General features: G+C 65.4%; 24 protein-coding genes. 10 read left to right on the plus strand and 14 right to left on the minus strand.

Going from position 1 to position 25,916, the window contains the following annotated elements; translation table 11 throughout:
• Window positions 1–35: 35 nt before the first annotated feature.
• The gene (locus QFZ57_RS09730; protein ID WP_306901564.1) at window positions 36–605 is read right to left on the minus strand and encodes an SRPBCC family protein; all 570 of its coding nucleotides are present in this window, start codon (window positions 603–605) and stop codon (window positions 36–38) included.
• 355 nt (window positions 606–960) lie between these two features.
• On the opposite strand from QFZ57_RS09730, the gene QFZ57_RS09735 reads away from it, so the two are divergent.
• Window positions 961–1,173, plus strand: a complete 213-nt coding sequence (locus QFZ57_RS09735; protein ID WP_306899854.1) for a hypothetical protein — start codon at window positions 961–963, stop codon at window positions 1,171–1,173.
• Window positions 1,174–1,475: 302 nt separating this feature from the next.
• Here QFZ57_RS09735 and QFZ57_RS09740 read toward each other — a convergent pair whose 3' ends face one another.
• The 4 genes from QFZ57_RS09740 to QFZ57_RS09755 all read right to left on the minus strand — a co-directional run bounded on the left by QFZ57_RS09740 (window position 1,476) and on the right by QFZ57_RS09755 (window position 5,750).
• Window positions 1,476–3,578: an Ig-like domain-containing protein gene (locus tag QFZ57_RS09740; RefSeq protein ID WP_306899856.1), complete on the minus strand. Its 2,103-nt coding sequence runs from the start codon at window positions 3,576–3,578 to the stop codon at window positions 1,476–1,478.
• Window positions 3,575–4,081 carry a hypothetical protein gene (locus QFZ57_RS09745; RefSeq protein WP_306899858.1) on the minus strand — a complete coding sequence of 169 codons (507 nt, stop codon included), beginning with the start codon at window positions 4,079–4,081 and terminating at the stop codon, window positions 3,575–3,577. Before QFZ57_RS09745 ends, QFZ57_RS09740 begins: the two co-directional genes overlap by 4 nt.
• 1 nt (window position 4,082) lies before the next feature.
• A complete protein-coding gene (locus tag QFZ57_RS09750; RefSeq protein WP_306899860.1) occupies window positions 4,083–5,216 on the minus strand; it encodes a COG1470 family protein in 1,134 nt (377 codons plus the stop codon).
• Window positions 5,217–5,294: 78 nt separating this feature from the next.
• The gene (locus QFZ57_RS09755; RefSeq protein WP_306899862.1) at window positions 5,295–5,750 is read right to left on the minus strand and encodes a hypothetical protein; all 456 of its coding nucleotides are present in this window, start codon (window positions 5,748–5,750) and stop codon (window positions 5,295–5,297) included.
• A 429-nt stretch (window positions 5,751–6,179) separates the two neighbouring features.
• On the opposite strand from QFZ57_RS09755, the gene QFZ57_RS09760 reads away from it, so the two are divergent.
• A complete protein-coding gene (locus QFZ57_RS09760; RefSeq protein ID WP_306901565.1) occupies window positions 6,180–7,121 on the plus strand; it encodes a glycosyltransferase family 2 protein in 942 nt (313 codons plus the stop codon).
• A 139-nt stretch (window positions 7,122–7,260) separates the two neighbouring features.
• On the opposite strand, the gene QFZ57_RS09765 is transcribed toward QFZ57_RS09760, so the two are convergent.
• The 3 genes from QFZ57_RS09765 to QFZ57_RS09775 all read right to left on the minus strand — a co-directional run bounded on the left by QFZ57_RS09765 (window position 7,261) and on the right by QFZ57_RS09775 (window position 9,160).
• Window positions 7,261–7,725, minus strand: a complete 465-nt coding sequence (locus QFZ57_RS09765; RefSeq protein WP_306899864.1) for an Lrp/AsnC family transcriptional regulator — start codon at window positions 7,723–7,725, stop codon at window positions 7,261–7,263.
• A 167-nt stretch (window positions 7,726–7,892) separates the two neighbouring features.
• Window positions 7,893–8,030 carry a hypothetical protein gene (locus tag QFZ57_RS09770; RefSeq protein ID WP_306899866.1) on the minus strand — a complete coding sequence of 46 codons (138 nt, stop codon included), beginning with the start codon at window positions 8,028–8,030 and terminating at the stop codon, window positions 7,893–7,895.
• Window positions 8,031–8,542: 512 nt separating this feature from the next.
• A complete protein-coding gene (locus tag QFZ57_RS09775; protein ID WP_306899868.1) occupies window positions 8,543–9,160 on the minus strand; it encodes an ArsR/SmtB family transcription factor in 618 nt (205 codons plus the stop codon).
• A 273-nt stretch (window positions 9,161–9,433) separates the two neighbouring features.
• Between QFZ57_RS09775 and pdhA the strand changes: the two genes are divergently transcribed.
• From pdhA to QFZ57_RS09795, 4 genes are all read left to right on the plus strand, one after another.
• On the plus strand, window positions 9,434–10,651 hold the full coding sequence (pdhA, locus tag QFZ57_RS09780; RefSeq protein ID WP_306899870.1) for a pyruvate dehydrogenase (acetyl-transferring) E1 component subunit alpha: 1,218 nt from the start codon (window positions 9,434–9,436) through the stop codon (window positions 10,649–10,651).
• Window positions 10,648–11,760: an alpha-ketoacid dehydrogenase subunit beta gene (locus QFZ57_RS09785; RefSeq protein WP_306630241.1), complete on the plus strand. Its 1,113-nt coding sequence runs from the start codon at window positions 10,648–10,650 to the stop codon at window positions 11,758–11,760. The genes pdhA and QFZ57_RS09785 overlap by 4 nt, the downstream gene beginning before the upstream one ends.
• 2 nt (window positions 11,761–11,762) lie before the next feature.
• Entirely contained in the window at window positions 11,763–13,268 is a 1,506-nt protein-coding gene (locus tag QFZ57_RS09790; RefSeq protein WP_306899871.1) for a dihydrolipoamide acetyltransferase family protein, read from the plus strand.
• A gap of 985 nt (window positions 13,269–14,253) precedes the next feature.
• Window positions 14,254–14,763 carry a glycoside hydrolase family 16 protein gene (locus QFZ57_RS09795; RefSeq protein WP_306632477.1) on the plus strand — a complete coding sequence of 170 codons (510 nt, stop codon included), beginning with the start codon at window positions 14,254–14,256 and terminating at the stop codon, window positions 14,761–14,763.
• Window positions 14,764–14,973: 210 nt separating this feature from the next.
• Here QFZ57_RS09795 and QFZ57_RS09800 read toward each other — a convergent pair whose 3' ends face one another.
• Together QFZ57_RS09800 and QFZ57_RS09805 are read right to left on the minus strand one after the other, a co-directional pair.
• Window positions 14,974–16,272 (minus strand): RNA polymerase sigma factor, encoded by a 1,299-nt coding sequence (locus QFZ57_RS09800; RefSeq protein ID WP_306630243.1) that lies wholly within the window; start codon window positions 16,270–16,272, stop codon window positions 14,974–14,976.
• Window positions 16,272–16,607, minus strand: a complete 336-nt coding sequence (locus QFZ57_RS09805; protein WP_306630244.1) for a YciI family protein — start codon at window positions 16,605–16,607, stop codon at window positions 16,272–16,274. Before QFZ57_RS09805 ends, QFZ57_RS09800 begins: the two co-directional genes overlap by 1 nt.
• A gap of 204 nt (window positions 16,608–16,811) precedes the next feature.
• On the opposite strand from QFZ57_RS09805, the gene QFZ57_RS09810 reads away from it, so the two are divergent.
• On the plus strand, window positions 16,812–18,257 hold the full coding sequence (locus tag QFZ57_RS09810; protein WP_306899875.1) for an FAD-dependent monooxygenase: 1,446 nt from the start codon (window positions 16,812–16,814) through the stop codon (window positions 18,255–18,257).
• A 304-nt stretch (window positions 18,258–18,561) separates the two neighbouring features.
• Here QFZ57_RS09810 and QFZ57_RS09815 read toward each other — a convergent pair whose 3' ends face one another.
• Window positions 18,562–19,299: an ANTAR domain-containing protein gene (locus QFZ57_RS09815; RefSeq protein ID WP_306630246.1), complete on the minus strand. Its 738-nt coding sequence runs from the start codon at window positions 19,297–19,299 to the stop codon at window positions 18,562–18,564.
• A 144-nt stretch (window positions 19,300–19,443) separates the two neighbouring features.
• Between QFZ57_RS09815 and QFZ57_RS09820 the strand changes: the two genes are divergently transcribed.
• Window positions 19,444–20,676, plus strand: a complete 1,233-nt coding sequence (locus QFZ57_RS09820) for an acyltransferase family protein (protein ID WP_306630247.1) — start codon at window positions 19,444–19,446, stop codon at window positions 20,674–20,676.
• A gap of 17 nt (window positions 20,677–20,693) precedes the next feature.
• On the opposite strand, the gene QFZ57_RS09825 is transcribed toward QFZ57_RS09820, so the two are convergent.
• A complete protein-coding gene (locus tag QFZ57_RS09825) occupies window positions 20,694–21,419 on the minus strand; it encodes a cation diffusion facilitator family transporter (RefSeq protein ID WP_306899877.1) in 726 nt (241 codons plus the stop codon).
• On the minus strand, window positions 21,416–21,742 hold the full coding sequence (locus tag QFZ57_RS09830; protein WP_306630249.1) for an ArsR/SmtB family transcription factor: 327 nt from the start codon (window positions 21,740–21,742) through the stop codon (window positions 21,416–21,418). The genes QFZ57_RS09825 and QFZ57_RS09830 overlap by 4 nt, the downstream gene beginning before the upstream one ends.
• A gap of 221 nt (window positions 21,743–21,963) precedes the next feature.
• Between QFZ57_RS09830 and QFZ57_RS09835 the strand changes: the two genes are divergently transcribed.
• Window positions 21,964–22,926 carry a hypothetical protein gene (locus QFZ57_RS09835; protein WP_306899881.1) on the plus strand — a complete coding sequence of 321 codons (963 nt, stop codon included), beginning with the start codon at window positions 21,964–21,966 and terminating at the stop codon, window positions 22,924–22,926.
• Here QFZ57_RS09835 and QFZ57_RS09840 read toward each other — a convergent pair.
• Entirely contained in the window at window positions 22,923–24,449 is a 1,527-nt protein-coding gene (locus QFZ57_RS09840) for an LCP family protein (protein ID WP_306630251.1), read from the minus strand. The genes QFZ57_RS09835 and QFZ57_RS09840 overlap by 4 nt on opposite strands.
• Window positions 24,450–24,650: 201 nt before the next feature.
• Between QFZ57_RS09840 and ftsW the strand changes: the two genes are divergently transcribed.
• Window positions 24,651–25,910 carry a putative lipid II flippase FtsW gene (gene ftsW / locus QFZ57_RS09845; RefSeq protein WP_306630252.1) on the plus strand — a complete coding sequence of 420 codons (1,260 nt, stop codon included), beginning with the start codon at window positions 24,651–24,653 and terminating at the stop codon, window positions 25,908–25,910.
• Window positions 25,911–25,916: the final 6 nt, after the last annotated feature.

Raw genomic sequence — 25,916 nt, forward strand, 5'->3', positions numbered from 1 at the left:
CCGCGTTCGCGGGACAGAGTCGGGCTCTGTTCTTGTCAGGAAGGGTCTTTACGTCCTGGGCGGTGCCGGCCTGCAAAAGTGGGAGGCGCAGGCTGGGGGATGCTGGAATGATCCCCGCCCGGCCGCCGTCGCCGTAATTCCAGGGCGAGGGCTTCCTGCCCCCGGGCCATTGCCCAGCGGTGGTTCGCTGAAAAGGCGGGTTTGAGGAGCCAACTCAGCCGACGCAGGAGTGGTTTGGACGCGCTGACCCGCCAATCGTAGATGACAACCGTTTCTGGTCCGTCCTCTTTAAAGGTCCAGCGTCCGGTGCCGTTCAGGTCTCCATGCGCGGAGAGAGCCAACCCGTGTTCTGTGACGGGCTCAGTGACGGTGAGCTGCCACTTGAGTGTGTACGGCAGCCAGCCCTTGGTGTGGAGGAAGAAGGTTTGGCCGGTGCCATCCGAGTTGCCCGGATCCAGCCGCTCAACACGCAAGTACACAGAGGGCCACCAGCGGGCCAGCGTTCCGGCATCACCCAGAATGTCCACAACCTCGCGCGGGGTTCCGGCGACACGCCAGACAGTTAGAAATTCATAGTCGTTTCTACTTTTGGAATTGCCGCCCATTGCTGCCTCCACGCAAGGATTATGGAGCCACAGTACGTAGGGCGTTGCCCGTAATCAACGTCCCGAGCACCATCCGGTCCCTTGCTGAAGCACACCCCATGGCCCCGGCCCCGACTAGGGGGAATACCTGGGCGGCCGGCATATCCAGGGGGCCAGAAGGGGTAGGCGGATGGCGCCAGATGGGTGCGATCTACCCTTATGGCGCACTGGTGGCCCGTGTACGTTTGCTACTGCCGGAGAGTCCCGATCTCGCAGCATTCGCATTTTGGGAATCGGCTGGGAACCCAGTAGCGCCCGTACTGGACTTGGGCAGGCCGCCCTTCAATTTCCCTTTGCCGAATCCATGGAGACACCCGTGTCTAAGCGCATTATTCCCGTCCTTGCTGCCGTTTTTGCGGCACTATTCCTCTCGGCAGCTCCAGCCCCGGCCGCCACGGCCTCCGACAAGGACGCGATCACCGCGTACGCCAACTGTCCCCTGGAGCGCATCGGCACCCAGTTGGTTCGTTGCGACAACCTCACGGGCGCGGGGGTGGCTGCTCCTTTCTGGATACCTGAGCAGACGTAGCCTCTTTGAGGAGCGGGGCCCTGATGCTGCGGGGCTTACAACCTCGCGGATAGTAAGTAGACTTAGCAATGGACGTTGCGTCCAGCAGTGCGGCGCTGCGTTCCACGACCTTCGGGGTGCGTAAGGCGCTTCCGAACGCTTCACCTCGTGCGGCGGGTCCACCTGCTCCGGGTAGGTTCCACAACCTTCAGCTCTGGTTCAGCCTCGCTGTCTGCCGGGTCTACTCACGCAAGTCCACCTAAACAGCCGAACGGCTCCCCTCCGACCTGGGCGAAGGGGAGCCGGTTGCTCCTGGGATGGTGTTAGAAGCCCGATGTGGCGGTTGCGGTAAAGGTGATGATGGGTTTGACGAAGGGGTTGCCTGCCAGGTCAGTGAGCGTCGTCGCCGGGGAGTAGGAGGGTTTTCCATAGGTGACACCTTGCAGAGTGCTCCCCGTGGCGGAATTTCCGAGTTTGATCGTTAATGTCTTGGCTGCGGAGTTCCAGATCAGGGTTGAAGAGCCGCCGGACCCGTTGGTGGGCCCAAACGTGGCCGTTGCTCCGACATAATTGCTACCCAGAGAAATTGTGCCGATGCTTAGCCCTGTGCAGTCGGTCGTTGCAAAGCTGAGCGAGTCATCGGACCCGTTGTCCGACAGCGTGGCGGTCCCATTGAACGTGGTGGCGGTGCTGGTGCTGGAGCAGAACTTGGCCGGATCCAGTGATTTGGAGAATTGAATGGTTATTGTGTCGCCCTTGTCCGCTTGATACTGCTTAGGACCACCGTCCGCCATAGTGATGCCTGTTACTACAGGCGCCACTGTGTCCTTGGTGGTCGTACCGGCAGCGCTCGCCGTTCCACTGTTACCTGCCGCGTCGGTAGTGGCGGCTGTATAGGTCAGGGTGCCGTCTTTCAGAGTGGAGATGTCTATCGTCGTCGACCAGGTTGTGCCGGTGGGGGTGACCTGGCTGGTCACCGTCTTGAACACAGAATCCCTGACCGTGACGTTGACGACGGTTCCCGTCTCCGTGGTGCCGCTGACCTTGCTGCTAGTACTGGCGTACATCGGTGCGGTAATGCTGAGGACCGGTGCCACAGTGTCCTTGATGTCTGAGGTAGTGGCGGCCGCGCTGGTGTTCCCCGCGGCGTCTTTGACCGTCACGGTGTAGGTCACCGTCTCATCTTTGAGCGAGTCGAGATTGAGGTTCAGCGACCAGCTGCCGTCATTAGCCGTTGCCGTGCCTGTCACGGGTAAGGCCGATCCGGGGCTCGTTGCAGTAACAGTCAATGAGGCCCCGGCTTCTGCGCTTCCGGAAACAGGAACTGCAGCAACATTGCCGATGTTCACGTACCCCGGCACGCTCAAGCCCGTTGCCGCGGCCGGCGCCACTGTGTCTTTTGTGCTGGTAGCCGTCTTCGCAGCGCCCGTGTTGCCTGCGGGATCAGTTGCGGTGGCCGTGTAAGTCACGGTGCCTTGATTGAGGCTCGTCAGGTCGGGGCTGGCAGACCAGGTTCCCGTGCCGGAAGCGGTGACAGTAAACGTTACCGAATGGGCAGCGCCCGCGTCAGTGGCAGTAAGGGTGACTTTGGCCCCTGCTTCCGCCGTTCCGGTGACGGGTACGGCGGCAACGTTGGTGGGATTCACAAAGACCGGAGCCGCAAGCGAAGGCGCGTACGGCGCCTGGGTGTCGATCCACACACTCTGGTTCTGAGCAGCCCCGGAGTTGCCCGCGTTATCAGTGGCGAAGTAGGAGACGGTGTGGGTCCAGTCGCCCGTGACGGGAACGTTCGCGACGGCGCCGCTCACGATCTGCTTTGCGCCGCCGTCGACCGCGTAGCTGATGGCGGCCACGCCTGAGCCGCCGGCACCGTCGTCGGCCGTGATGGTCACGGTGACGGGGCTGGTGTTGTTCCAGCCGGCCGCGTTCGGGGTTGGCGAGAGACTGGATACTGTGGCCACCGGGGCGGTGGAGTCGCTGCTGACGCCGCTGCTGCGTGGGCTTTCCGCGCCGGTCCACAGGGCGATGGTGGGCGTGACGGTGTAGTACCAGATACCGCCGGGGACGCTCTGCTCGGTGCAGGTCAGCGTGGTCACGGTCCCGGCGCAACCGCCCGTGGCCGTCGTTCCGGTGCCACCCGTGGCTGCTGCGTACCTGGTGACGGTGTACCCGGTGGCTGCACGGCCGTTGGCGGTGGTGCCGGCTGCCCAGCTGACGCTGAGCGAGGCACCGTTGGCGGTGACGGACGGCTTGGAGCCCGGCGACAGCGCATCCGCAGCGGCGGCCGCGTTGTTGCTGCTGGTGGTGGAGGCCCAGAAGCCGTAGGCCGCGGTGGTTGTGCCGAGCAGGAGCAGGAGTGCGGTGACAATCCAGGGGAGCCGGCGGGAAGTGCCGCGGATCAGCAGGGTGCGTATGGCGAGGCTCATTTCCGGACCTCCGCCGTCACCGGGAGGCTGAAGGTTGCGCCCTGGCAGGCTGCGAGGGAGGTGGTATCCATGGCGGCCGCTCCGGGAAGGGTGACTAGTGCTGATGAGTTCGCGGCAACGGAGGTTGCGGGGGACAGCGGCGCGGCCGTCCCGGTAAAGCTGACGCCGGTGGTGGTGCAGCCGGGGTGCGCTGTATCGGCCGTCGCCGGGCCGTTAGCGGTAACGCTGTACACCTGCACCGAGTAGGGGTTGGGATTGCTCAGGCGGAGTGCGACGTCGGCGCTGCCGCCAGGGATGAGGGCCGTCCTGGGGTTGTCGCCGGCTACGAGCGCATCAACGGTGACTGCCTGCATGGTGCCGGCGGCCGCGGACCCAGTGCCGCTGCCTCCTGCCCCGGTCCAGTAGGCGTAGGCGGTTCCGGCGCCGGCGGTGACCAGGAGGCCGGCGAGTGCCGCTGCCCTGACTCCCCGTCCATGGCGGACCGTCCTTGTAATGGCAGTCATCTCAGTTCCCCTGTCCTGATCCTGAGTATGTGAGCTTGAGGCTTGCGCCTTTGCAGCCGTCCTGGTTCGCGGAGGTGTCCAGCATGGCCACCCGCGGCCACGCGTTTGGTGCGACGTTGAGCCCGGACAGCGCGCTGGTCCCGGTGGGTACGGCCAGCGGGTACGGGCCGCTGTATTGGGTGACCGTGAAGTCCGCCGGCGTGCAGGCGAGGTTTTTGGCCACGGCGTCCACGCTCCTGTTAACCCCCGCGATAGCTACGGACAGGTTTGTGAGGGCGAGGGACTTGCCGGTGGGATTGCTGATTTGCAGGTCCAGGCCGGCGGACGTTCCGGGGGAAAGTGTGCCGGGAACGTTGCCGGAGAGGGCGAACTGCTTGATGCTGGAATCCAGGACCAGCTGGACGTTCGCGTAGGCGTATTGTGCCTTCCCGCTGGAATCCTTGCCCGTGCCCACCAGGCAAAGGCTGGACGTTCCGTTGGGTGACGCCGACGTTGTGGTCACCTGCAGGGTGGTGGAGTTGCCCGTTGCGGGGTTTGGCGAGAACGATGCCGTGGCCCCGGCCGGCAGGCCGCCCAGGACGTTGAAGTTGACGGGACCGCTGAGATTGTTGCGGGTCAACTGCAGGGTGTAGACGGCAGTGGCTCCGGGCGGGATGGTCACCGAGTCCGGGGTGGCGCTCACGGAGAAGGACGTGGACATCTTGTAATTGACGGTGAGGCTGGCCGTGGTGCTGCCCGAGACCTTGCCGCTGGTACCCGTGATGGTGAGTGAGCTGGTCCCCGCCGGCGTGGTGGCCGCGGTGGTGATATTCAAGGTTGCGGTTGCGCTGCTTCCGGACTTGAGGGAGACGGACGACGGCGTATAGGCACCGGCTGCTCCGGCCTGCAGTCCTGCGGTGGTCAAGTTGACCGCACCGCTGAAGCCTCCAGTGGATGTAAGCGTCACGGTATACGTGGCTGACTGGCCCTGTTGGACGGACTGGCTGGCAGGGGAGATCTGCACGGTGATGCCCGGCTTGGGATTGTTCGCCGCCGCGATGAGCGCACCGGCGCTGATCAGTAAAAGCAGAAGTGCGATCAGCGCTGACTTGATGACTCTCCGCTTGCGCCGCGGATGTCCGTCCTGGTTGTGCACCCCGTGCCCCCTCTTTGTTTGGTGCAGTTGACGGCAAGCCGGGGGCGGATTCTCACCGCCCCCGGCCCGCTCGGGTTCTTACTTGCTGGTGACGTTCACCGTGATGGTGGCGGTCTTGCAGGCGTCCTGGTTGGCCGCCGTGTCAGTGAACGTGAGAGTTCCGGTGCCAACGGTCGTTCCGGTCGTCTTTGCCAAAACGGTCGTCGGTGTATTGGACGCGTCTACCGTGAACCAGCTAGCGAGACAGTTCGTCGGATCACTTGTGGCAACGCTCGCAGCCAGGGAACCAACGACGGTGCTGGACGTGTTCGAGTTATCGGCCGTGTAGGTTACAGCCCTTATTTCGCCGGGGGCGATGCCGTCAGCGAAGGTGCTGTGCAGGACAACGGTATTGTTCCCGGACGAAGCCACGGCTGATCCGTTACCAGCACCCGTGGTGCTCCAGTAGGCGTATGCGGTACCGCCACCGACGGCCACCAGCGCGGCGGACATTGCAACAGCGGCGATCTTGTTCTTCTTGGTCATAGGGCGCATGGCAAGACTCCTTGTAAGTGTGATTGAGAACCCGTTCCCCCATAGGTGGCTCCATCGAGGTGCCTTCCGGTGGATCGATGACCCAATAGTTTCTGCTGGAGCAGGCCGCAACAACACGTACCCGTACCCGAATTTCCAGACGGTTGAAATTTCCAGTACTTGGATTGGTACGCCACTACGCGCAGGGCTCAACGCCACCTGAAGTGCGCGATTACTCCCTGGCCCGCCACATCAGGGGCGCGTCGCCCCAATAAGTGGTGCCTGCGGATGGTGCCGGCTGACTCCTCCGACGATGTCCTGGAGCGCCCAGACCTGGCGAGTTACCGCGTCCCCAGAACGTCAAAATAAAGAAATGTTGTCATGCTCAACGGCGTGGTGGATATTGTCCGGTGCTAGGCTCCGGCCATGGGTTCCGGGATCTCAGTGGCGATGTGCACCTACAACGGCGCCCCTTTCCTATCGCGGCAAATAGACAGCATCCTCGCTCAGACTGTCCGGCCATCTCAGGTAGTGATTCGGGACGATGGTTCCACAGACGGCACCCTCCGCATCATTGAGAGCTACGGCGACGCGCTCACCCTGCTTCCAGCGGGACCGCGGTTGGGCGTGACCCGTAACTTCGAGCAGGCGATGTCTGCGTGCAGCGGCCAGTACATCGCCCTCAGCGACCAAGACGACGTATGGGAACCCCACAAACTGGAGCGGATGCGCCAGCCGTTCACCGCTGACGACACACTCCGGCTGGTCGGGGCGAACGCGACGGCGATCGATTCGAGCGACCAGCCAATGGGCTTCGACCTGTTTAGCGCGATTGCCCTCACAGCCGCAGAAAAGGCCGCAGTCTCAGACGGAAGGGCGTTCGACGCCCTGATCAAACGCCCGCTGTTCACAGGGGCGACGATCATGGTCCGGCGTGATCTGCTCGACGCCGCCCGTCCCTTTCCCGAAAACTGGCTCCACGACGAATGGCTCGCCATTATCGCCGCGGCAACAGCGCACGTCCTGCTTCTCCCGGATCAGTTGACCCGCTACCGGCAGCACGGGGCCAACGTCGCTGGAGTGAAGAAGAAGACTGCCTTCCGGAGGCTGAGCACAGCGCGGAAGCTCATCGCCCCGCGGGCGGCGCGCAACCAGGCCCTCTGGGCTCGGCGTGAGTCGTTGCTGGAGCAGCTGGAAAGGATTAACGCACCAGCCAGCGCGATCGCGAAAGCTAAGGACGCGCTGGTCCACGAGGAGTTCCGGTCCGGGCTGCCCAAGTCCCGGGCGATGCGGATCGCACCCATCGTGGGCGAGCGCCGGACGGGCCGCTATGACACCGTCGACTACGGCAACCGTGAGGTGCTGAGGGACCTTCTCGCGTCGCCGCGGTGACCCCCGGCGGCGGTCCCTCGTGTGGCTGATCCCGGCGAGCAGGCTTTCATATCACCCTGTCCTTCCGAGCACCGCCGCCTGTACCTGCAGAGCCGTAGCCCGCTGGAACAGTAATATGGCGCACTCTGCGTCCGTCCGTTTACCGCGTATCCACGTCTTCGAAAACCAGGAACGTCTGGGTGTCCAGCACTCCCGGCATGGTCTGCAGCTGGTCGAAGATGACACGGCGCAGGTCGATGTTGTCCACGGCGCGGACCAGCAGGATCACATCGAAGTCCCCGCCCACCAGGGCGATGTGGTGCACCTCCGGGATAGCACCGAGCTGGTCGCGCAGTTCCCGCCAGGAGTCCTGCTTCAGCTTCAGCGTCACGTACGCCGAGGATTTCAGGCCCGCCTTGATGGGATCCACCAGCGCCGTGAACCGGGTCAGAACACCGTCCCCGGTCAGCCGCGCAATCCGGCTGTAGGCATGGGCCCGGGAAATGTGCACGTTCTCCGCCACCTGGGTTACGGACATCCGGCCGTCCCGGGTGAGCTCACGGATGATGCGCCGGTCGATCTCGTCCAGTTCCGCCGGATCGCTGCCGGCATCCTTGCCCGCCATCTTGCCCACTCCCGCCGGTAATCCAGATCACGCTTACAAATCGTCTCCCATCCTAGGCGGATGTGAGCACGTTTACGTGACTGGAGCCGGCTGCCAGATACGAAGCAGGCAATGGGAGAGGCCTGGGGCTAATAAGTGATATCGAAGGACGGCTACCGCCGAGCCTGTCAGAAGCGCTGGGACGAGGCTTCGCCGTGGGAGGACTCGAACCAATCCGCTGCGCCGCGGATGAAATCGCAGTCGCCGTCGGAGAGCACGGTTTCGCCATGCCGGTCCTGTTCCAGCTCGGCCCCGGTGTTCTTCATGATCGCAGCCGCCACCGTGCGCGGGAGAATTTTGCACCCGGGATTGTCAATCAACCATTGCCGTGTTTCAGGTTCCAGTTGGTCCCACAACTTGGCTATTTCCATTGTTAACGCCCCACCCTTGTCGCTGTTGTTCGGGAAATGCCGCCGGGCCCGGATGTCCCAGGACCCGCGTGTCCAGCTTTTCAACTTCTGCATGCACGGCTGATGCGAAAACCTATGGAGAGGCGGAGGGGACCACGCTGTCCCCTCCGCGTCCATCCCCGCACCATGAACCCCCAATTGGGAACTCCCTGCAACTTGGTGCGAAGTCTTTTCCCTGAGACGAGCGGAAAAGCACGGGACCGACAAAAAGACATTTTCGTCAATTCCCGTCATCAGAGTGTGGCCCCTCCAACGGGGAGAGGTCAATGAATTTCTTCAGACTGGGGGAACCGTGACGCGGGAGAACACGGGGGTTAGGGGCAGGCTCCCACGTCACGAACAAGTTAGGCGCCGGCCGTGTTCCGGAGTCAGCCGTCGCTGCGGCCCTCTGCGGTGCGCAGTTCATCCAGGGCGGCCTCCAGCAAGGTCATGTGGCAGGTACGCGCCGTCATGATGAGGCGCCCGGCGGCTGCCTCAACAGTACAACCGGTCCGTTCAGCTATCGCCTGGCACGCGTCCGCGATTGCCGAGCGCGATACCAGTGCCGCCTCCGGAGCCGAGATCCGTTCGCCCCAGGCTGCCGTGAAGGGCTCTTCCTCCGGCATGGGTCCAAGGGAGTTGAGGGCGGCGGTTATCCGTGCCTGAAGGACGGACCGGGCAGCACCAAGCAGTTCCGCGGCCTCCGGGTAAGTTAGCCGGTAGACCAACCGGCCGCCGGAACGCACGCACTCAATCAACTGCTGGGAGCGCATCTGTGCCAGGTGCCGGGACAAGTGCGTGGGCTTCACGCCGGTGCCGTCGCACAACTGCGGGATGGACAGCTCGCCGCGGGACAGCAACTCCAGGATTGTGGCCCGGACCGGATGCGCTACCGCCTTGAACAACTCCGCCGCTGCCAGCATTGAAGGCCCGGCGCTGCCCCCGTCAACAGGCCGGTCCACTGGGGCAGCCTGGCGGGTTTCAATACCAATGTCGTAACTGCTCATGCCTCTGCTCCCTTCGGCCCCACATTCCATTATCCGGCGACGCAGGATCGCTGTCCGCGCTTTCTTCGAAAAATCGCAACTTTGATATCAGTTCGGACTTCCGCGCCCGGCATTTTGTCCACAACCTCTGCCGGTAACCCACGTCACACTTGCAATTCGTCTTCCAAAGCACGCCCCTGGCTACAGCTTCTCCACAATTCGCCCTGCCGGTGGATACGAAACCTGCCGCAGGACCATACTGGGAGCGAATAGTGGCTACCGAAGGACGGACCAATGACGATCTCCGCAGACCACACCGCGCCGGACACCACCAGCACCGAAGCAGCAGAAAATGCGCTCACGGAAGCTGTGAAGAAGTTCGGCATCACGGTGGAGGACTACATGCTCCCCGCCCGGCACCAGATCCAGATGGTGGACCCGGACGGCCGGCTCATCCCCGAAAGCGAGCAGGGCACCCAGCCCGGCCACGAATACCCCGTGCCCGGCGATAACGAACTGCTGGCCGCGTACGAACAACTCGTCGTCGGCCGCCGCGTCAATGACCAGAATTCCGCCCTGGTCCGGCAGGGCCGCATGGCCGTCTACCCCTCCAGCCACGGCCAGGAAGCGTGCCAGGTGGCCGCCGCCCTGTGCCTCGCCGACGGTGACTGGATGTTCCCCACCTACCGGGACGCCGTGGCCGTGATGACCCGCGGCGTGGACCCCGTGCAGGTGATGACCATCTTCCGCGGAGACTGGCACGGCGGCTACGACCCCCTCAAGAACAAGGTGGGCATCCAGTGCACCCCGCTGACCACCCAGCTGCTGCACGCCGTGGGCGTGGCGCACGCCGCCAAGCTCCGCGGCGAGGACACCGTGGTACTGGCCATGTGCGGTGACGGCGCCACCAGCGAAGGGGACTTCCACGAAGCCCTGAACTTCGCTGCCGTCTTCCACCTGCCGGTGATCTTCTTCGTCCAGAACAACAAGTACGCCATCTCGGTGCCGCTGGCACACCAGTCCGTGGCGCCGTCACTCGCGCACAAGGCCGTGGGCTACGGCATGGCCGGCGAACGCGTGGACGGCAACGACGTGGTGGCCCTCCTCGCCGTCCTGGACCGTGCCGTGACGCTCGCCCGCGAAGGCTCCGGCCCCCTCCTGGTGGAAGCCAACACGTACCGCATGCAGGCGCACACCAACGCCGACGACGACACCCGCTACCGGGAAAACAGCGAAGTTGCGGAGTGGCGGGCCAAAGATCCTGTCAACCGGATGCGCACGTACCTGACGGACCGGGGGCTCCTGGACGACGGCGGCGAGGTACGGATCAAGGGTAAGGCGGAGGCCGTTGCGGCCCAGCTCCGCGAAGGCCTCAGCGAGGACGTCCCCGTGGACCCCCAGGAACTCTTCCGCCACGTCTTCGCCACGCCCACACCGCAGTTGAAGGAACAGTCCGCCATGCTCGCCGACGAGATTGCCCGCGACGCAGCAGCACAGGAGGCCGCCAAGTGAGCCCCACCATCACCACCTCGTCCGAGGCCAACGGCAACGTCAGCGCCGCCACCGCCCGGGCAGCAGCCTCGGCCGCGGCGTCTGCCGAGGCCGCCGGCCCGCAGCCCGTTACCATGGCCAAGGCACTGAATACCGCCCTGGCCGACGCCATGCACGCCGATTCCTCGGTCCTGGTGTTCGGCGAGGACGTGGGCATGCTGGGCGGCGTCTTCCGCATCACGGACGGCCTCACCGCCACGTTCGGCGAGCAGCGCTGCTTCGACACCCCGCTGGCGGAGTCCGGGATCGTGGGCATGGCCGTGGGCATGGCCATCAACGGGATGCGCCCCGTCATCGAGATGCAGTTCGACGCATTCGCCTACCCGGCCTTCGAACAGATCGTCAGCCACGTGGCCAAGATGCACAACCGCACCAAGGGCGCCGTGAAGCTGCCCATGGTCATCCGCATCCCGTACGGCGGCGGCATCGGGGGAGTGGAGCACCACTGCGATTCCTCCGAGTCCTACTACGCCCACACCGCCGGCCTGAAGGTCTACACCCCGGCCACCGTGGCGGACGGCTACCGGATGCTCCGCGAGGCCATCGACTCGGACGATCCCGTCGTCTTCATGGAACCCAAGAAGATGTACTGGACCAAGGATCAGGTGGACTTGGGCGAGCTGCGGCGCCTGCACACGGAAGGTACGACGGCGGGACGCACCACCGAAGGCCGTGCCGCCGTCGCCCGTCCCGGCACCGACGCCACGCTGATTGCCTACGGACCGTCCGTGCCCACGGCGCTCGCCGCCGCCGAAGCGGCCGCGTTGGAAGGGCGCTCGCTGGAAGTCATCGACGTGCGCACCATCGTCCCGTTCGACGATGACACCGTGTGCGAGTCCGTCCGCAAGACCGGCCGGGCCGTGGTGATCGCCGAGGCGCACGGCTTCGCGTCCGTGTCCTCCGAGATCGTGGCCCGGGTCCAGGAGCGCTGTTTCCACTACCTGGCCGCCCCCATCCGCCGGGTGACAGGGTTCGACGTCCCGTACCCGGCGCCCAAACTCGAGAAGTACTACCTGCCCGGCGTGGACCGCATCCTCGACGCCGTTGACGACCTTCAGTGGGAGAACTGACCATGAGCGAACCACGCGTTTTTTTGTTGCCTGATCTGGGCGAGGGCCTCACCGAAGCCGAACTGGTGGCCTGGCATGTGGCCGTGGGCGACGAGATTGCTGTTGACCAGCCGATCGCCGAGGTGGAAACCGCCAAGTCCGCCGTCGAGGTCCCTTCCCCCTATGCCGGGATTGTCACGGAACTGCACGGCCAGCCGGGCGAGACCCTGGACGTGGGGAAGCCGCTGATCTCGGTGACGCCTCTCTCTGTCGTGAACAACGCGGATGATGCCGCCCCCGCCCCTTCGCCGGACGGCCATGCTGCAAGCAGCATGCCGTCCGGCTCAGGAAGGCCCGATGCCACTCCCGGGGCGGCATCATCCGCGTCGACGGACGCTGACACCGCAGCCGAGACCTACCGGGAAGAGGAGAAGGCCGGGTCCGGAAATGTGCTGATCGGGTATGGCACTCCTGGCGGTCATGGCGTTGCCCGCCGTACCCGTGCGCCTAAGACATCTGTCTCAGTACTGGAACCGCAGGAAACCAAGCCCAGTCAAGATGACCTCGCCCTCCTGCGCACCCGCGTCCCCGGCAAACTCGGGGCCGTGATCTCGCCGCTGGTCCGGCGCATGGCCCGGGAGCACGGCGTCGATCTCGGCGACATCTCCGGCTCGGGTGACAGCGGCCTGATCATGCGCCGCGACGTTGAGGCCGCACTGCGGACAGCGGCTCCGGCGGCTGCGCCGGAAGCCACGCCCGTAGAAGCACCGAAAACCACGGCACCTCGCGGAGCCCAGCCAGAGGGAACCGACGCCCGCACCGGCCTCGCCATCGCCGCGCGCACCCCGGTCCGTGGAGTACGCAAGGCCGTGGCCGCCAACATGGCCCGCAGCCGGTCCGAGATTCCGGAAGCAACCGTGTGGGTGGACGTGGACGCAACCGCGCTCATGGAGCTTCGCGGAGGACTCAAAGCCGGTGGGGCGGAGGTTCCGGGGCTGCTCGCGTTCATTGCCCGCTTCGTCACCGCGGGGCTGAAGAAGTACCCGGAGCTGAACACCCGGATCGAAACGGCGGCGGACGGGTCGCAGGAGATCATCGCTTTCGACGGCATCAACCTCGGCATCGCCGCCCAGACCGAGCGCGGCCTGGTGGTGCCCTCGGTGCGCGCCGCGGAGAAGCTGACCGCCCGGGAACTGGACGCGGAGATCCGCCGGCTGACCGACGTCGCACGCCAGGGCAAGGCGACCCCTACCGAACTGGGCAGCGGCACGTTCACCCTGAACAACTACGGCGTGTTCGGCGTGGACGGCTCCGCGGCCATCATCAACCACCCGGAGGTGGCCATCCTCGGCGTCGGCCGGATCATCGACAAACCGTGGGTGGTCAACGGCGAACTGGCCGTCCGCAAGGTCACCGAACTCACCCTCACCTTCGACCACCGGGTCTGCGACGGCGGAACTGCGGCCGGCTTCCTCCGCTTCGTCGCGGACGCCATCGAAAACCCGAATAATCTCCTGGCCGATATTTGACCCCTCCTTCCGCCCCACCCTCTATTGGAGTTTTTGGGCAGATATCCCGACTTCAGAAGCCCGGAAGTCCCCGTATCTGCCCAAAAACTCCTCCAGTCGTGGAAACCTCACCCCTCGCTCCTCGCGGCATTTGATGCACCGGACGGACCGGACCTGCATCACCATTTTTGGGTTGTCGCAGTGGTGGTTCTTATCTTTCATTTCCTTCGTGGCAGGTCCCGGGTCTGACAGTTCCCCTGAGCCTTCCCGGAGAGCGGCGGCCTGACCGCGATGCAATCCTGCCAGCTACATTTTGAGGGGCGGTCCTGGTGATGCAGGAACGGGCCTCAAAACACCCAGAGCGGGTAGCCGCACCCCCTAAGGACCAAAAAAATTGAGTACCCACTACTGGTGACCCCCTAGGGGGTGTGCCCGTAGGGTGAACCGAATAGGGGATCAGGCTCCCGCGCAATGTCTTGGGGAAGGGGTGGAAGCCTTGGAAAGAATTCAGCGCCGCGCGTGGACTTGCGCCGTCTTCGTCTTGATATTGACGGTCTTGTCCGCTGTTGCGTGTGGCGACATCAGTGGTGCTCCAAGGTCAGCGCCGTTCCAGGGTGCTGACCCGGAGAGCACGGTCTCCGGCTCTGCCCAGCCTGGCCAAGAGGAGCCTCCAGCCTCCGAATCCGCACAGCCGCCAACTTACGAGCCATCGCCGGCGGCAGAGCACACTCCCGCCTTCGAGCCTTCCCGGCCCTCAGACCCTTCAGCCGTCTCCGAAGCCATGCCTGTGGGCGATCTGCCCGGCTGGAGGCAGGTCTTCGTGGAGGACTTCGCCGAGGGAGATGTAGGCCCTGGCGCATTTCCCGGTCCCGTCTACGGCTCGCGATGGAGTGAGAACTACCGCGACGGCACGCCGGACACAGCTGCCCAACAGCAAAACAAGGGCGAGAGAACGTCCGGGTATTACCCATCGAAGGTCTTGACTGTCCACGATGGGGTTTTGGACATGTTTCTGCACTCCGAAAACGGCGTAGCAATGGGTGCAGCTCCGTCACCCAAAGTTGATGGAGCCGCTCAACGGCCCTACAACAGCCTGGTGTATGGGCGCTACTCGGTGCGCTTCAAGGCCGACGTGTTGCCCGGATTCAAGCTGGCATGGTTGCTGTGGCCTGACAGCAAGCAGTGGCCCCAGGACGGGGAGATCGATTTTCCAGAGGGGGACCTGTCAAAGGTCATTTACGCCGCCGTGCATGGCGTCGAAAACGGCGTCCACGATAATGAGGTCCTTCGTCCCAATGTGCCCTTCGGCGACTGGCACACAGCCACCACTGAGTGGCGTGCCGACGGCATCGAGTTCTTCCTTGATGGCAAATCGTTGGGCGTTTCCCGGCGGTTCACACCAACCAAGCCGATGCACTACATCCTGCAGACCGAGTCCTGCTCGCCCACATGCCCGTTGCCCGAAACACAGGGACATGTCCTGGTTGACTGGGTAGCCATCTGGGCGCCGTCCTAGCCACGGAGTCCTGACCACGGCACGACGGCGGCCCGCACCGCCGTCGTGCTTCTTCAATTTTTTCGCGGGAGGGTCTTTACGCACTGGCCGCGGATTATTAGAGTGGGTTGGGTCATAGTCCGGATGGACGCCGGGGGCGTCCGGGAAGGGGGAGTGCATCACCACTGACCGTAACCAAAAGACAAATGACCACTACGTTGAAGGCCCCTCCTAGGAGGGGCTTTCCCTTTGCCCCCGTTCCCCTGCTTGCCCTGACCCGCCAGCCAGTGCACCCATGCGGGCCCGGAGGGAACGCCGTTCCGCTTCGTTGTCGGCGAGGATCAGCGCTTCCTGGAACGCCACCCGGGCCTCCTCCTCCCGGCCAAGCCGGGCCAGGAAATCGCCCCGCGCCGCGGCAAGGTACGGGTACCGTGCCAGCTGCGGCTCCGCCCCCAGCGCATCCAGCTCTGCCAGGCCCTCCGCATACCCCAGGGCGAAGCCGAGGGCGATGGCCCTGTTGAGCTGGACCACGGGTGAAGGCCACCGCTCCATGAGCAGGTCATACAGGCCCAGGATCTCCCGCCAGTCTGTGTCGGACCAGATTCCGCTTTCATCGTGTACGGCGGCAATTGCGGCCATGAGGGCGAACCGGCCGGGCGGCCGGGAAACCAAGGCCTCCCGCAGCAGCGCCACACCTTCCGCGATGGCACGCCGGTCCCACCTGGAGCGGTCCTGGTCCTCCAGCAGGACTTGTTCATGGAACTCATTGAGCCGGGCATCCCTGCGGGCGTCGGTGAGAAGGATGAGGGCCAGGAGCCCGGCGACGTCTGGGTCGGCAGGGAGCAGGGCCCGCAGCGTACGCGCCAATTCCAGGCCGCGTTCGGCAAGGTCCGTGCGCATCAGCTGAGCTCCCGACGGAGCGGTGTGTCCGGTGGTGTAGACGAGGTACACGACCGACAGGACGCCGTCGATACGATCGTGCAGCTCGGACGCCGGCGGCACCCGGTAGGGGATGTGCGCGGCGGCAATCTTCTTTTTCGCGCGGGTAATGCGTGCCGCCATGGTGGCCTCCGGGACGAGGAACGCGCGCGCCACATCGGCCGTGGACAGTCCGCACAGGAGCCGCAGCGTCAGGGCAACCTGGGCTTCGAATGCCAGGGCAGGATGGCAACAGGTAAAGATCAGCCGGAGGCGGTCGTCAGCGATCCCTTCATCGTCCAGGCCCGGGCCGTCGGGCAGATACTCCTCCGGGCCGTGAAGCTTGGGGAGCGCCCGCTGTTCCGTCGCGGCGTGGCGGTGCATGTCCAGGGCGCGGTGCCGTGCGGCCACGGTGAGCCAGGCGCCGGGTTTGTCCGGAATGCCCCGCTCACCCCATGTGGCCAATGCGCTGGCGTAGGCGTCCTGGACCGCCTCTTCTGCGGCGTCAATGTCGCCTGCAACACGCACGGTGGCCGCCAGTACGAAAGCCCACTCCCGCCGGTGCGCGTCGGCAACCGCGGCAGCGACCTCCGAGCTGGCAGCCTGCGGCATCAGCTGACCATCCGCACCGGGCGGACCTCCACGCCAATGCCAGCGGGGACTTCCTTTGCGATCTCCAGGGCCTCGTCCAGGTCGGCCGCCTCGATCAGGAAGTAACCGCCCAGGACCTCCTTCGACTCGGCGAACGGACCATCTGTCACCGAATGTCCGCCCGACCCATCGCGCCGGATGGACGTGGCAGTCGAGGCTGACTGGAGTGCGGCCCCGTTGAGCAGGGACGCACCGCGGCGTTGCATGAACTCCTGATAGGGGGCGCTTATTGCTTCGCCTTCGGACTGTTTCGTGGCCGCTTCGTCCTGGAAGATCAGGATCAGGTACTTGGACATTTCGTGTTCCCTTCGCATCTTTCGTATAAGAGCCCCTCATTGCAGCTCTACCCATACGACGCGCACCGGAAGCGAAAATCGACAGCAGCGGGGGGATGTATTTCCCCTTCCATTACCAAGGTACCCCGCCCCCGGGGCCTTGCCGCAAGGCCCCAGGGGTGCCGCATACTGACGGTCGACTGTCGAGGTGAAGAGGGGCACGGCATGCACGACGTGGTGATTGTGGGGAGCGGGCCCACGGGATTGATGCTGGCGGGCGAGCTGCGGCTGGCGGGGGTGGACGCGGTTGTCCTTGAACGGCGGGAATCCCAGGAGCTGGCGGGCTCGCGCGGGGGCGGGATCCATTCCCGCACCCTTGAACTGCTGGACCAGCGCGGCATCGTGGACAGGTTCCTCGCGGAGGGCAAAACGATGGACACCGCCACGTTCGGCAACACCCCGCTGGGCCTCGGCGGCCTGCCCACGCGCCATCCGTACACGCTGGCGCTGTTCCAGAACCACATCGAGCGGCTGTTGCTGCAATGGGTGGAAGAGCTGGGGGTGGAAGTCCGGCGGGGCGCAGAGGTCACCGGGGTAGAGGCGGACGACGACGGCGCTGAGGTCCAGCTTGCCGCCGGCGGTCTGGTGCGGGCCAGGTTCGTTGTGGGCGCCGACGGCGGGCGCAGCATGGTGCGGCGTTCGGCAGGCATCAGGATGGCGGGCCCGGATGCGACCCGGAGCAGCCTGATTGCCGAGGTGAAGGTGGCGGGGGAGCCTGAACAGCAGGGGAAGGTGGACGCCCGCGGCATCCACGGGCTGTACCCGATGGGGGACGGTATGGTCCGGGTGGTGGTGACCGAGGCCGTGCTTGGTCCGGCAACGGAGCCCACTATGGCGGATCTGCGGCAGGCGCTGACTGACGTGTTCGGCACCGACTTTGGCGTGCACAGCCCCACCTGGCTGTCACGGTTCACCGATGCCACGCGGCAGGCGGAGTCCTACCGGAAAGGGCGGGTGCTGCTGGCCGGCGACGCGGCGCACGTGCACTCTCCTACGGGCGGACTGGGGATCGGCCTGGGCGTGCAGGACGCCGTGAACCTCGGCTGGAAGCTGGGGCAGGTGGTACAGGGCATCTCCGGCGAAGAGCTGCTGGACACCTACCACGCGGAACGCCACCCGGCGGGGGAGCGGGCGCTGAAGTACACCATGGCCCAGTCGCTCTTCCAGAAAGCCGACCCCCGGCAGGAGGCCCTGCGCGATTTGCTCGGCGAGGTGCTTCTCGTGGATGGGGCGGGTGTTCCCATCGCCGCGCTGGTCACCGGGCTCGACGTGGCCTACCACCCGGGTCCCGGCCACCCGCTCCTGGGGCGCCGGATGCCGGACCTGGACATCGGCACCGCCCAAGGTCCTGCCCGGGTGTTCGAGCTGCTGCACCAGGCCCGGCCCCTGTTGCTGGAATTCGGCGGGCAGGAGCTGGGAGCAGGCCTTTCCACCGGCAGCGTTTGGCACGTTCCGGCCACGTACGACGGCGGGTGGCAGCTTCCCGTGCTGGGTGCGGTGCCAGCGCCCTCGGCAGTCCTGGTCCGCCCCGACGGGTACGTGGCCTGGGTGGGGGACGGGTCAGCGGACGGGCTTGCCGGGGCGCTCGCCCAGTGGTTCGGCCACGGTTAGCCTGACGAGCCCGGGATTACGTGTTCTGTGCCTCCAAAAGCAGGGGGAACAAGGGGGCTTTTGCCCATAATGCGTGCTTGCTAAGCTGTTTCTCGGGTCAGGCAGACGGCCTCGAGCTGCCGTCCGAGGAAACGATGATGACCCCCAACTCCGCCACAAACCCCCACCCCTCGGGCGCGCCTTCGCCTTGATAGCCGGCGGGGATGTGGCCCATGGAATTTCCAAATTTCGGGGGTGGGCCACCTCCCTGTCCTGCCCTCCGGGAGCCAGCAGCGTGGCTGGCTCCCGGGCCGGAGTGGACAGGTCAGTCGTCGAAGTAAGCCGCTCCGGATCCAGGTCCTGAAAACCTGTCCACCAGGGTTTGGGCGAGATCATTGAGTTTCTGGTTCCGGGTATTCGAAGCGTGGCGGAGAAGGTCGAAAGCCGCCTCCTTGCTGCACTTGTTCTGTGCCATGATGATCCCGCAGGCAAGGTCAATGACCGTGCGGGTGTCCATGGCCGCCTTCAGGTGCTCGGCGCGCTGGTCCGCTGACACTATCCGGACGGCAAGCCGCAGCGCCTTCCCGGCCACCTCGGCGCACCTGATGCCCTCGGACACCGCCTGCTCAGTGAATAGTCCGCTGACCGGAGCAAAAAAATCCAGGACTGCGCCGGCGTCGTCATCCAGCTTCATGGGGATGCCCAGCGCGCCGGCGACGTCTGCCGCCGCAAGGGCGCTGCGGTACTCCGGCCATCGCCGGTCGGACGAAACATCCCCGAGGAGGACGGGAACGCCGCCCTCCAGTGCTTCCACGCAGGGCCCGTCTCCCAGCGTTTGTTCAATCCGGTCAAGCACTACGGCCCTGCCGCTGCTGCCGCCAATCGTGGCTGTACGCTTGCGGCGGTGCAGCGTTACAGCGCATTCGATGGGGACTCCGGTGGCCCTGGTCATGGTGGCTGCCGCAAACCCGGTGAGGCCGTCCAGCACGGATTTGATGTCCTCCGTACCCGCGATCAGGTCCACAAGCTGTTCAAAATCGTCAGCCATCTCTTGGTCCGCCATGAGTTCAATGTAGAAGCGGCGGCAGCCAGCCACAAGGGCGGGAAAACCGGCCGCGATGCCAGCTACCTCCCAGCAACCACCAAGCGCAGTTATGGAAACGTTATATATGCTTGTTTGGTGGTTCTGAGGTCAAGCAGCGAAATTTTGCCAGCACAGGAACGTCCGGCGGCGTCCGAAACAGGGCTCATTGCCGGGCGCAAGCATGCCCTGGACGGGCTCCGGACCATCGCGGTGGCGGGCGTGTTCTTCTTCCACACCGCCACCGACTCCATGCCGGGCGGGTCCATCGGGGTGGACGTGTTCTTCACGCTGAGCGGCTTCGTGATCACGCTGCTGATCATGAAGGAGCGGATTGCCACCGGCCGCCTCCACCTGGGCATCTTCTACGCCAAGCGCCTGGCCCGGCTCTGGCCGGCGCTCCTGGCACTCTGTGCGGTGATCGTCGCCGTCGGTTTCCTGTTCCCGGCCTCAGGCTGGGGCGGGCAGGCGGGGTTCGTCCTTCCCGCCGCCGCCTACGTGATGAACCTGGCGCACTTTGGCATGTTCGGCGACTCCATTGCCGGTGAGACCCTGGGCCCCACCTGGACCCTCGCCGTCGAAGAACAGTTTTACCTGGTGTGGCCGCTGCTCCTGCTGGTGATGCTCCGGTTCTGGAAGGTCCGCAGCGCAGCTATCGCCACCGTGGCCCTGGCTGCCGCTTTTGTGCTGAACCGGTTCCTGCTGGTCAACGCGGGCGAACCGCTGGACCGCATCTACAACGGCCCGGACACCCGGGCGGACGAGCTGCTGGTCGGCTGCGCGCTGGCACTGCTGTTCACCGCCGTGCGGCACGGTTCGCGGCTGCACCTTGCGCTCGCATCCGCCGCCCGCTGGGGTGCCCCGCTGTCCGGCCTCGCCCTGGTGGCCGCACTGTTCCTGCTGAAGGAGCCGGACACCCCCGGGGCCTGGTTCAACACATTCTGGACGGCCGGCCCCACGGCACTCGCGCTGCTGGCTGCCGTGCTCATCGGCTCCCTGGTCCTCCAGCCGGCCGGCTTCCTGTCACGCATCCTCAGCCACCCCTGGCTGGCCCGCCCCGGCCGCGACCTGTCCTACGGCATGTACCTCTGGCACCTTCCGGTCTACCTGCTGCTGATGCCCCTGATCCCGGCGCTGCCGCTCCGCATCGCCCTGACCGCCGCCCTCACCGTGCTGCTGGCCTGCGCGTCCTTCCGCTTGGTTGAGCGTCCGCTCCGCCGCTGGGCGAACAAGAGGCTGGAACCCGCCGTCGTGGCTCCGACCCCTGTGCCCTTCACGGTGCGGGATGCCACCCCCGTGCGCCCTGTTTCCGGGCAGTCCGCGCCTGAACGTGAGCCTGCGGGCCAGCTGATCACCTGACGCAAGAAGCCGCAACGTCAGTCCTTGCGGAGGCCGGGCATGCCCACGGACTGCGGTTTGGTGGTGCTGCAGTCCGGGCAGCATTCGGTGTTTTCGGCTCGGCCTGCTGCGGGGTTGGGAACAGCGCAGCAGCCGTCTCCGCGCCAGGCGTTAATGCCCTCACGGATGGCAATGCCGGCGATCACCAGAGCCGCGCCGGCGTCCGCCCACCACCAGCCCATAGTGCTGTTCAGGACCAGGCCCGCCAGCAGCACGGCTGAAAGATAGGTGCACAGCAGCGTCTGCTTGGAATCAGCCACCGCCGTCCGTGATCCGAGCTCCCGCCCCGCCCGGCGCTGGGCCCAGGAGAGGACCGGCATGATGGCAAGGCTCAATGCAGCGATGACGATGCCGGGCACTGAGTGCCGGGCTTCTCCCGCCCCGGCCAGGGAACGGATGGCCTCCACGGCCACGAACGCGGCCAGGGCGAAGAACGAGACGGCTATGACCCGCAGGGCCAGATGCTCCCGCCGCTCAGGGTCCTTGGCGGAGAACTGCCAGGACAGCGCCAGTGCGGAGGTTACCTCGATCACGGAGTCAAGGCCGAAGCCGATCAGTGCGGAGGAATCAGCCGTGCCGCCCGCCCACAGCGCCGCGATGGCCTCGAGGATGTTGTAGGTGATGGTGGTTGCCGCGAGCAGCCTGATCCGCCGGCTCAAGACCCGCCGGCGTTCCATGCTGGGCGCAGTGACTGCGGCGGTCATGCCAGGCACTCCCCGTCGGGGGCGCAGCAGGCGGGATCCACCGCGAGCACGACGTTGATCAGGTCCTTGATGGCATGGCCAATCCGGCTATCCGCCAGGTCATAGCGGGTCCGCCGCCCGTCCGGGACCGCGACCACCAGCCCGCAGCCGCGCAGGCAGGTCAGGTGATTGGACATGCTTTGCCGGGACACCCCCAAGCTGTCCGCCAGGTCCGAGGGATAGGACGGAGCCTCCGCAAGTGCCAGGAGTACACGGGCGCGGGTGGGGTCCGATACCGCATAGCCGAAGCGGGCCAGTACCGGAGCGTGGGTGAGGGTCTGCATGTCTTCAAAGTACAGACGGCGCTGTATTCACGCAAAGATGGATTGTCCCAGCGGTTACGGCGTGGGCCCGGGGGTGCCCCCACTGAGAGGTATGGGGAAATGTGGAGGCCATGCGGTCATCCACAGGAGATGTTTGATGTCCTTGTGCCTGTGATGGGTGGTGATTAGGTTTGGAGGTCCTGGGACGGCACGTCCGCCGCACCGCACGAAAGGCCTTACCGTTGGCTCCCTACACGTTCCTGGCCCTTGGCCCGGCCTCAGCGAAGGCTGACGCCTCGTGGATTAGCCATCCCATGATCAAGGCCATCTGCCAGTACGAGGGCGCGGCCATCACCGGCAAACGCTGGGGGTCAAGAATCCTGGGAATAGGTTTCGATGCACTCGTGCTGGCCCTGAAAACGCTCAGCCCGTCCGTCAGCGGCCCCTACTTTGCCACAAACCCGTGGATTGGAGCCGCGTTGCGGCTCACGGGCAGGAAAGACTTTGTGGTCACCGGAGTCTACGCTGAGCCCTCCAGCCGGAGCTGGAAAATCCTGCGCCGGCTCATTGGCGACGCGCCCGTCATCACCATGTCCCAGTCCGAGACCCTGCCTTGGAACGCCGATGGCGGTCGCGCCTGGTGCGTTCTCTACGGAAATTCCCTGGGGTACCCGCCCAACAAAAGGTCCGAAGATTTCCACATATTTATCGGCGGCTCATCGGACCGCGACCCCGAGGCCATCAGGGCGCTGGAGGAGGAAGTGCTGGCAAGCACCACGCCCGTTCGGCTGACCATTGCCACTGGCGGGACTGCGCGCGAAATCCGCCGGGGTGGAAACGTGGTCACCCATCCCGGATATGTGGATCAGAAGGAGTTCGGCGAGCTGCTCAGTACCGCATCTGTGGTCTTCCTACCACTGGCGCGGGGGACCAGAGCAGCAGGGCACATGGTCCTGGTGGGCGCGGTTGAGAGCGGCATAGCAGTGGCCGTCACCCCCAATGAAGGCATGAAGGAGTACATGATGGAGCCCGGCATTGCCCGCTGCGACCCCCACCAGCCACTCCTTCCCCAGCTCCGGGAACTGGCGGACGCCACGCGTCACCGGCAGGCGGAAATACGCGGGCTGTGGGAAGAGAAGCTCAGCCTTGACAGTTACATTTCGCGGATCATGGAGTTGCTGGAGTCAGCCCGAGGATCTGCCTAGTACGCGGTGGTGTTGGTGGACTGGCAGGTCTGGTCGCTGCCCGTCTGGGCCACCACACCGCCGGAGGAATCGGCGGAGGCCGGCGGTGCGGCGGGCTTGGTGCCGGCAGCAAAGTCCGTACCGGCGTACAGTTGCACGCCCTGGATGTTCGCCACCTGCTGCACGCTGCCGGCCGGCAGTCCGAACAGCGCGGCCACGTCCGCGGCGACGTCCTCGAACCCGGCCGAGTAGTACACCATGGTCCTGTCCTGCGCCTGGGCCTGGAGCTTGGTCAGGTTGGTGAAACCGGCGTCCGAGAGCAGTCCGGCGATGTCGTTGCTCCGGCCCGTTACGCCAGTGCCGTTGGCCACCGAAACCGGCTGCAGCGACCTGTCGTAGGCGGGCGCCGCGGGAACCGCGGGCGTCTCCGTGGGGCTAGCGGGGGCTGGCTGGCTCAGGTCGGCGCTGTTGCGGAGCACCGCAAACAAGTTCGAGGCTGCCGGTTCATCCAGGGCGAGCCGGTTGGGATCCTCCGGCGCCGGCACCGTGGGCGTGGTGATGAAGTTGATGTTCGCGGGATCGATGTTCTTCAGCCGGTTGGCGATGGTCAGCAGCGATGGGATGGAGGAAAGGTCCGAGTCAACGGTCAGGTTCCTGGTGATGGTATCGGCGATGGTCAGGGTCTTCTGCGGGTTGCCCAGGGTGCCCTCGGACTTGAGCTTCCGGCTGAGGGAAGCCAGGAAGCCCTGCTGGGCCTGGATGCGGCCCAGGTCCCCGCCGTTGGCGAAGGCGTGCCGGGTGCGCAGGAACGCCAGCGCCTGTTCGCCCTGCACCTGGGAGGTGCCGGCAGGCAGGTTCAGGCCGCTGTCCGGATCGCGCACGGCGTCGCTGACACACACATCCACACCGCCCACGGCGTTGGACAGCTCCTTCACCGCGTTGAAGTCGGCCATCATAAAGTGATCCACTTCCAGGCCGGTCAGCTTGTTCACGGTGTCCACCGCGCAGCCGAGACCCGCCTGTTTCATGGCGCTGTTTATCATGGCATCCTGCTGCGCGGGATACTTCTCGCCGGTCTTGGAGTCCGTGCACGAAGGCACGTCTACCAGCAGGTCGCGGGGGAAGCTGACCACGTTCACGTGTTTGTTGTCCGCCGAAATGTCCAGCAGCATCATCACATCGGACTGGCCGTAACCCGAGGAATCACTAGCGCTTCCGTACTGGCTGTTGTTTCCACCCCTGGTGTCCGAACCCAGGACCAGGATCTGCAGCCGGTCTGTGCTGTCATTCACGGCGCCTTCGGTGCGTTGCCCGCCTGCTGTCAGCTCAGAGATGCTGATGTTGGCCTGCAGGCGCCACGCCCAGTAGCCGCCGAACGCCAGGGCGCCCAGCAGCAGCACGGACACCACGGCGGTAACGGCCTTGAGCCAGCGCGGAAGCCGACGGCGGCGCGAACTTGCGGAGTACAGCTCGCCTTGGCCAGGGTAGGCAGCGGGGTTGAAGCCTTCCTGTTCCGGGCCGGGGGATTTTCTGGAACCGAACACGACAAAATAACCTTCGGGAGGGGACAGGTTCCGGCAACCCTACAGGCCCAAGCTGGCAATTCCCCAAGAATGGCGGCCCGGCAGCCGCGCCGCCACCGTCCAGGCGCCGACGGGGGCGTACTCTGTTTTCTCGGCGGTACCGCCCCGGCAATGGGCCCGGCCGTGGGGGAAGCCCGGGTGTGCAGGCTGAGGAACGGACAGATGAATACAGGACAAAAGCAGCGCGTGACGGGCCGTCCTGCCCGCCGCGGGCTGGGGAAACTGGCGGTGTGGCTGGAGGACGAGTCCCCGGGACGCCTCCGGCCGCTGATCCTGGCGGTGGTCCTCACGCTCTCGGCGATCGGACTCGTGGAGGTGGCGTCGGCGTCGTCCGTGGAATCCGTGGCGCAAGGAAACAATCCGTACGATCTTCCCCTGAAGCAGGCCATGTGGACTGTGGCAGGCGTGGTGATCATGCTGCTGCTGGCGCGGATGTCCGTGCGGCGGATACGGTGGCTGGGCTGGCCGCTGCTGATCGGTTCCCTGGTTGCCCTGGTGCTGGTGTTCACGCCGCTGGGCATGTCCGTGAACGGGAACCGGAACTGGCTGAGCGTGGGTGGTTTCACCGCGCAGCCGTCCGAGTTCGCCAAGCTCTCGCTGATTGTCTGGGCCGCCGGCATCCTGGACCGCAAACAGGCCCTGCTGGGGCAGTGGAAGCACGCGGTCATCCCGTTGCTGCCCGCCGGCGGACTCATCATGCTGATCGTTGGGCTGGGACATGACCTGGGCACCACCATGATCATCATGATGATCCTCGCGGCCACCATGTTCTACGGCGGCGTGCGGATGAAGGTATTTTCCGTGGCGGGAATGATCTGCGTGCTGGCAGCCCTGGTGCTCGCGGCCACCAGCGGCAACCGCATGGGCCGGATTTCGTCCTGGCTGGGCATGGGATCGGAGGAGGACGCCCAGGGAGTGGGGTACCAGGCGCAGCATGGCGCCTACGCCCTGGCCTCCGGTGGCTGGTTCGGCGTGGGCCTGGGACAGAGCCGTCAAAAGTGGAACTGGATCCCGGAAGCCCACAATGACTTCATCTTCTCCATACTCGGCGAGGAACTCGGCCTGGCCGGCACGCTCCTGGTACTGGCGCTGTTCGCCATTCTGGCCATCGCCGTGTTCAAGACCATCGCCCGCACCACGGACACTTTTTCACGGATTGTGGCTTGCAGCGTGATCTCCTGGATCCTGGGGCAGGCGGTAATCAACATCGCCATGGTCAGCGGACTGCTGCCGGTGATCGGCGTGCCACTGCCGTTTATTTCCTACGGCGGCTCGGCCATGGTCTCATCGCTGGCCGGCATCGGGGTGATCCTGGCGGTTACGCGCCCCGAAGGTTTGGTTCCTGGTCCCGGCGCCCCCGCCCGGTCGGACCGCTCGAACCGCGCCGCAAAGCAGGTCCGGGAGCATGCATACCAGCGGTAGCCCTAC

Source organism: Arthrobacter sp. B1I2 (assembly GCF_030816485.1).
Taxonomy (GTDB): domain Bacteria; phylum Actinomycetota; class Actinomycetes; order Actinomycetales; family Micrococcaceae; genus Arthrobacter.

Bases quoted from the DNA above. Each gene is read 5' to 3' on its own strand.
- QFZ57_RS09830 (WP_306630249.1), bottom strand. From the start codon at position 21,742: ATGCAGACCCTCACCCACGCTCCGGTACTGGCCCGCTTCGGCTATGCG.
- QFZ57_RS09810 (WP_306899875.1), top strand. From the start codon at position 16,812: ATGCACGACGTGGTGATTGTGGGGAGCGGGCCCACGGGATTGATGCTG.
- QFZ57_RS09815 (WP_306630246.1), bottom strand. From the start codon at position 19,299: ATGGCGGACCAAGAGATGGCTGACGATTTTGAACAGCTTGTGGACCTG.
- QFZ57_RS09745 (WP_306899858.1), bottom strand. From the start codon at position 4,081: ATGACTGCCATTACAAGGACGGTCCGCCATGGACGGGGAGTCAGGGCA.
- QFZ57_RS09790 (WP_306899871.1), top strand. From the start codon at position 11,763: ATGAGCGAACCACGCGTTTTTTTGTTGCCTGATCTGGGCGAGGGCCTC.
- QFZ57_RS09775 (WP_306899868.1), bottom strand. From the start codon at position 9,160: ATGAGCAGTTACGACATTGGTATTGAAACCCGCCAGGCTGCCCCAGTG.
- QFZ57_RS09740 (WP_306899856.1), bottom strand. From the start codon at position 3,578: ATGAGCCTCGCCATACGCACCCTGCTGATCCGCGGCACTTCCCGCCGG.
- QFZ57_RS09825 (WP_306899877.1), bottom strand. From the start codon at position 21,419: ATGACCGCCGCAGTCACTGCGCCCAGCATGGAACGCCGGCGGGTCTTG.
- ftsW (WP_306630252.1), top strand. From the start codon at position 24,651: ATGAATACAGGACAAAAGCAGCGCGTGACGGGCCGTCCTGCCCGCCGC.
- pdhA (WP_306899870.1), top strand. From the start codon at position 9,434: ATGACGATCTCCGCAGACCACACCGCGCCGGACACCACCAGCACCGAA.
- QFZ57_RS09805 (WP_306630244.1), bottom strand. From the start codon at position 16,607: ATGTCCAAGTACCTGATCCTGATCTTCCAGGACGAAGCGGCCACGAAA.
- QFZ57_RS09755 (WP_306899862.1), bottom strand. From the start codon at position 5,750: ATGCGCCCTATGACCAAGAAGAACAAGATCGCCGCTGTTGCAATGTCC.
- QFZ57_RS09760 (WP_306901565.1), top strand. From the start codon at position 6,180: ATGTGCACCTACAACGGCGCCCCTTTCCTATCGCGGCAAATAGACAGC.
- QFZ57_RS09765 (WP_306899864.1), bottom strand. From the start codon at position 7,725: ATGGCGGGCAAGGATGCCGGCAGCGATCCGGCGGAACTGGACGAGATC.
- QFZ57_RS09800 (WP_306630243.1), bottom strand. From the start codon at position 16,272: ATGCCGCAGGCTGCCAGCTCGGAGGTCGCTGCCGCGGTTGCCGACGCG.
- QFZ57_RS09730 (WP_306901564.1), bottom strand. From the start codon at position 605: ATGGGCGGCAATTCCAAAAGTAGAAACGACTATGAATTTCTAACTGTC.
- QFZ57_RS09795 (WP_306632477.1), top strand. From the start codon at position 14,254: ATGTTTCTGCACTCCGAAAACGGCGTAGCAATGGGTGCAGCTCCGTCA.
- QFZ57_RS09770 (WP_306899866.1), bottom strand. From the start codon at position 8,030: ATGAAGAACACCGGGGCCGAGCTGGAACAGGACCGGCATGGCGAAACC.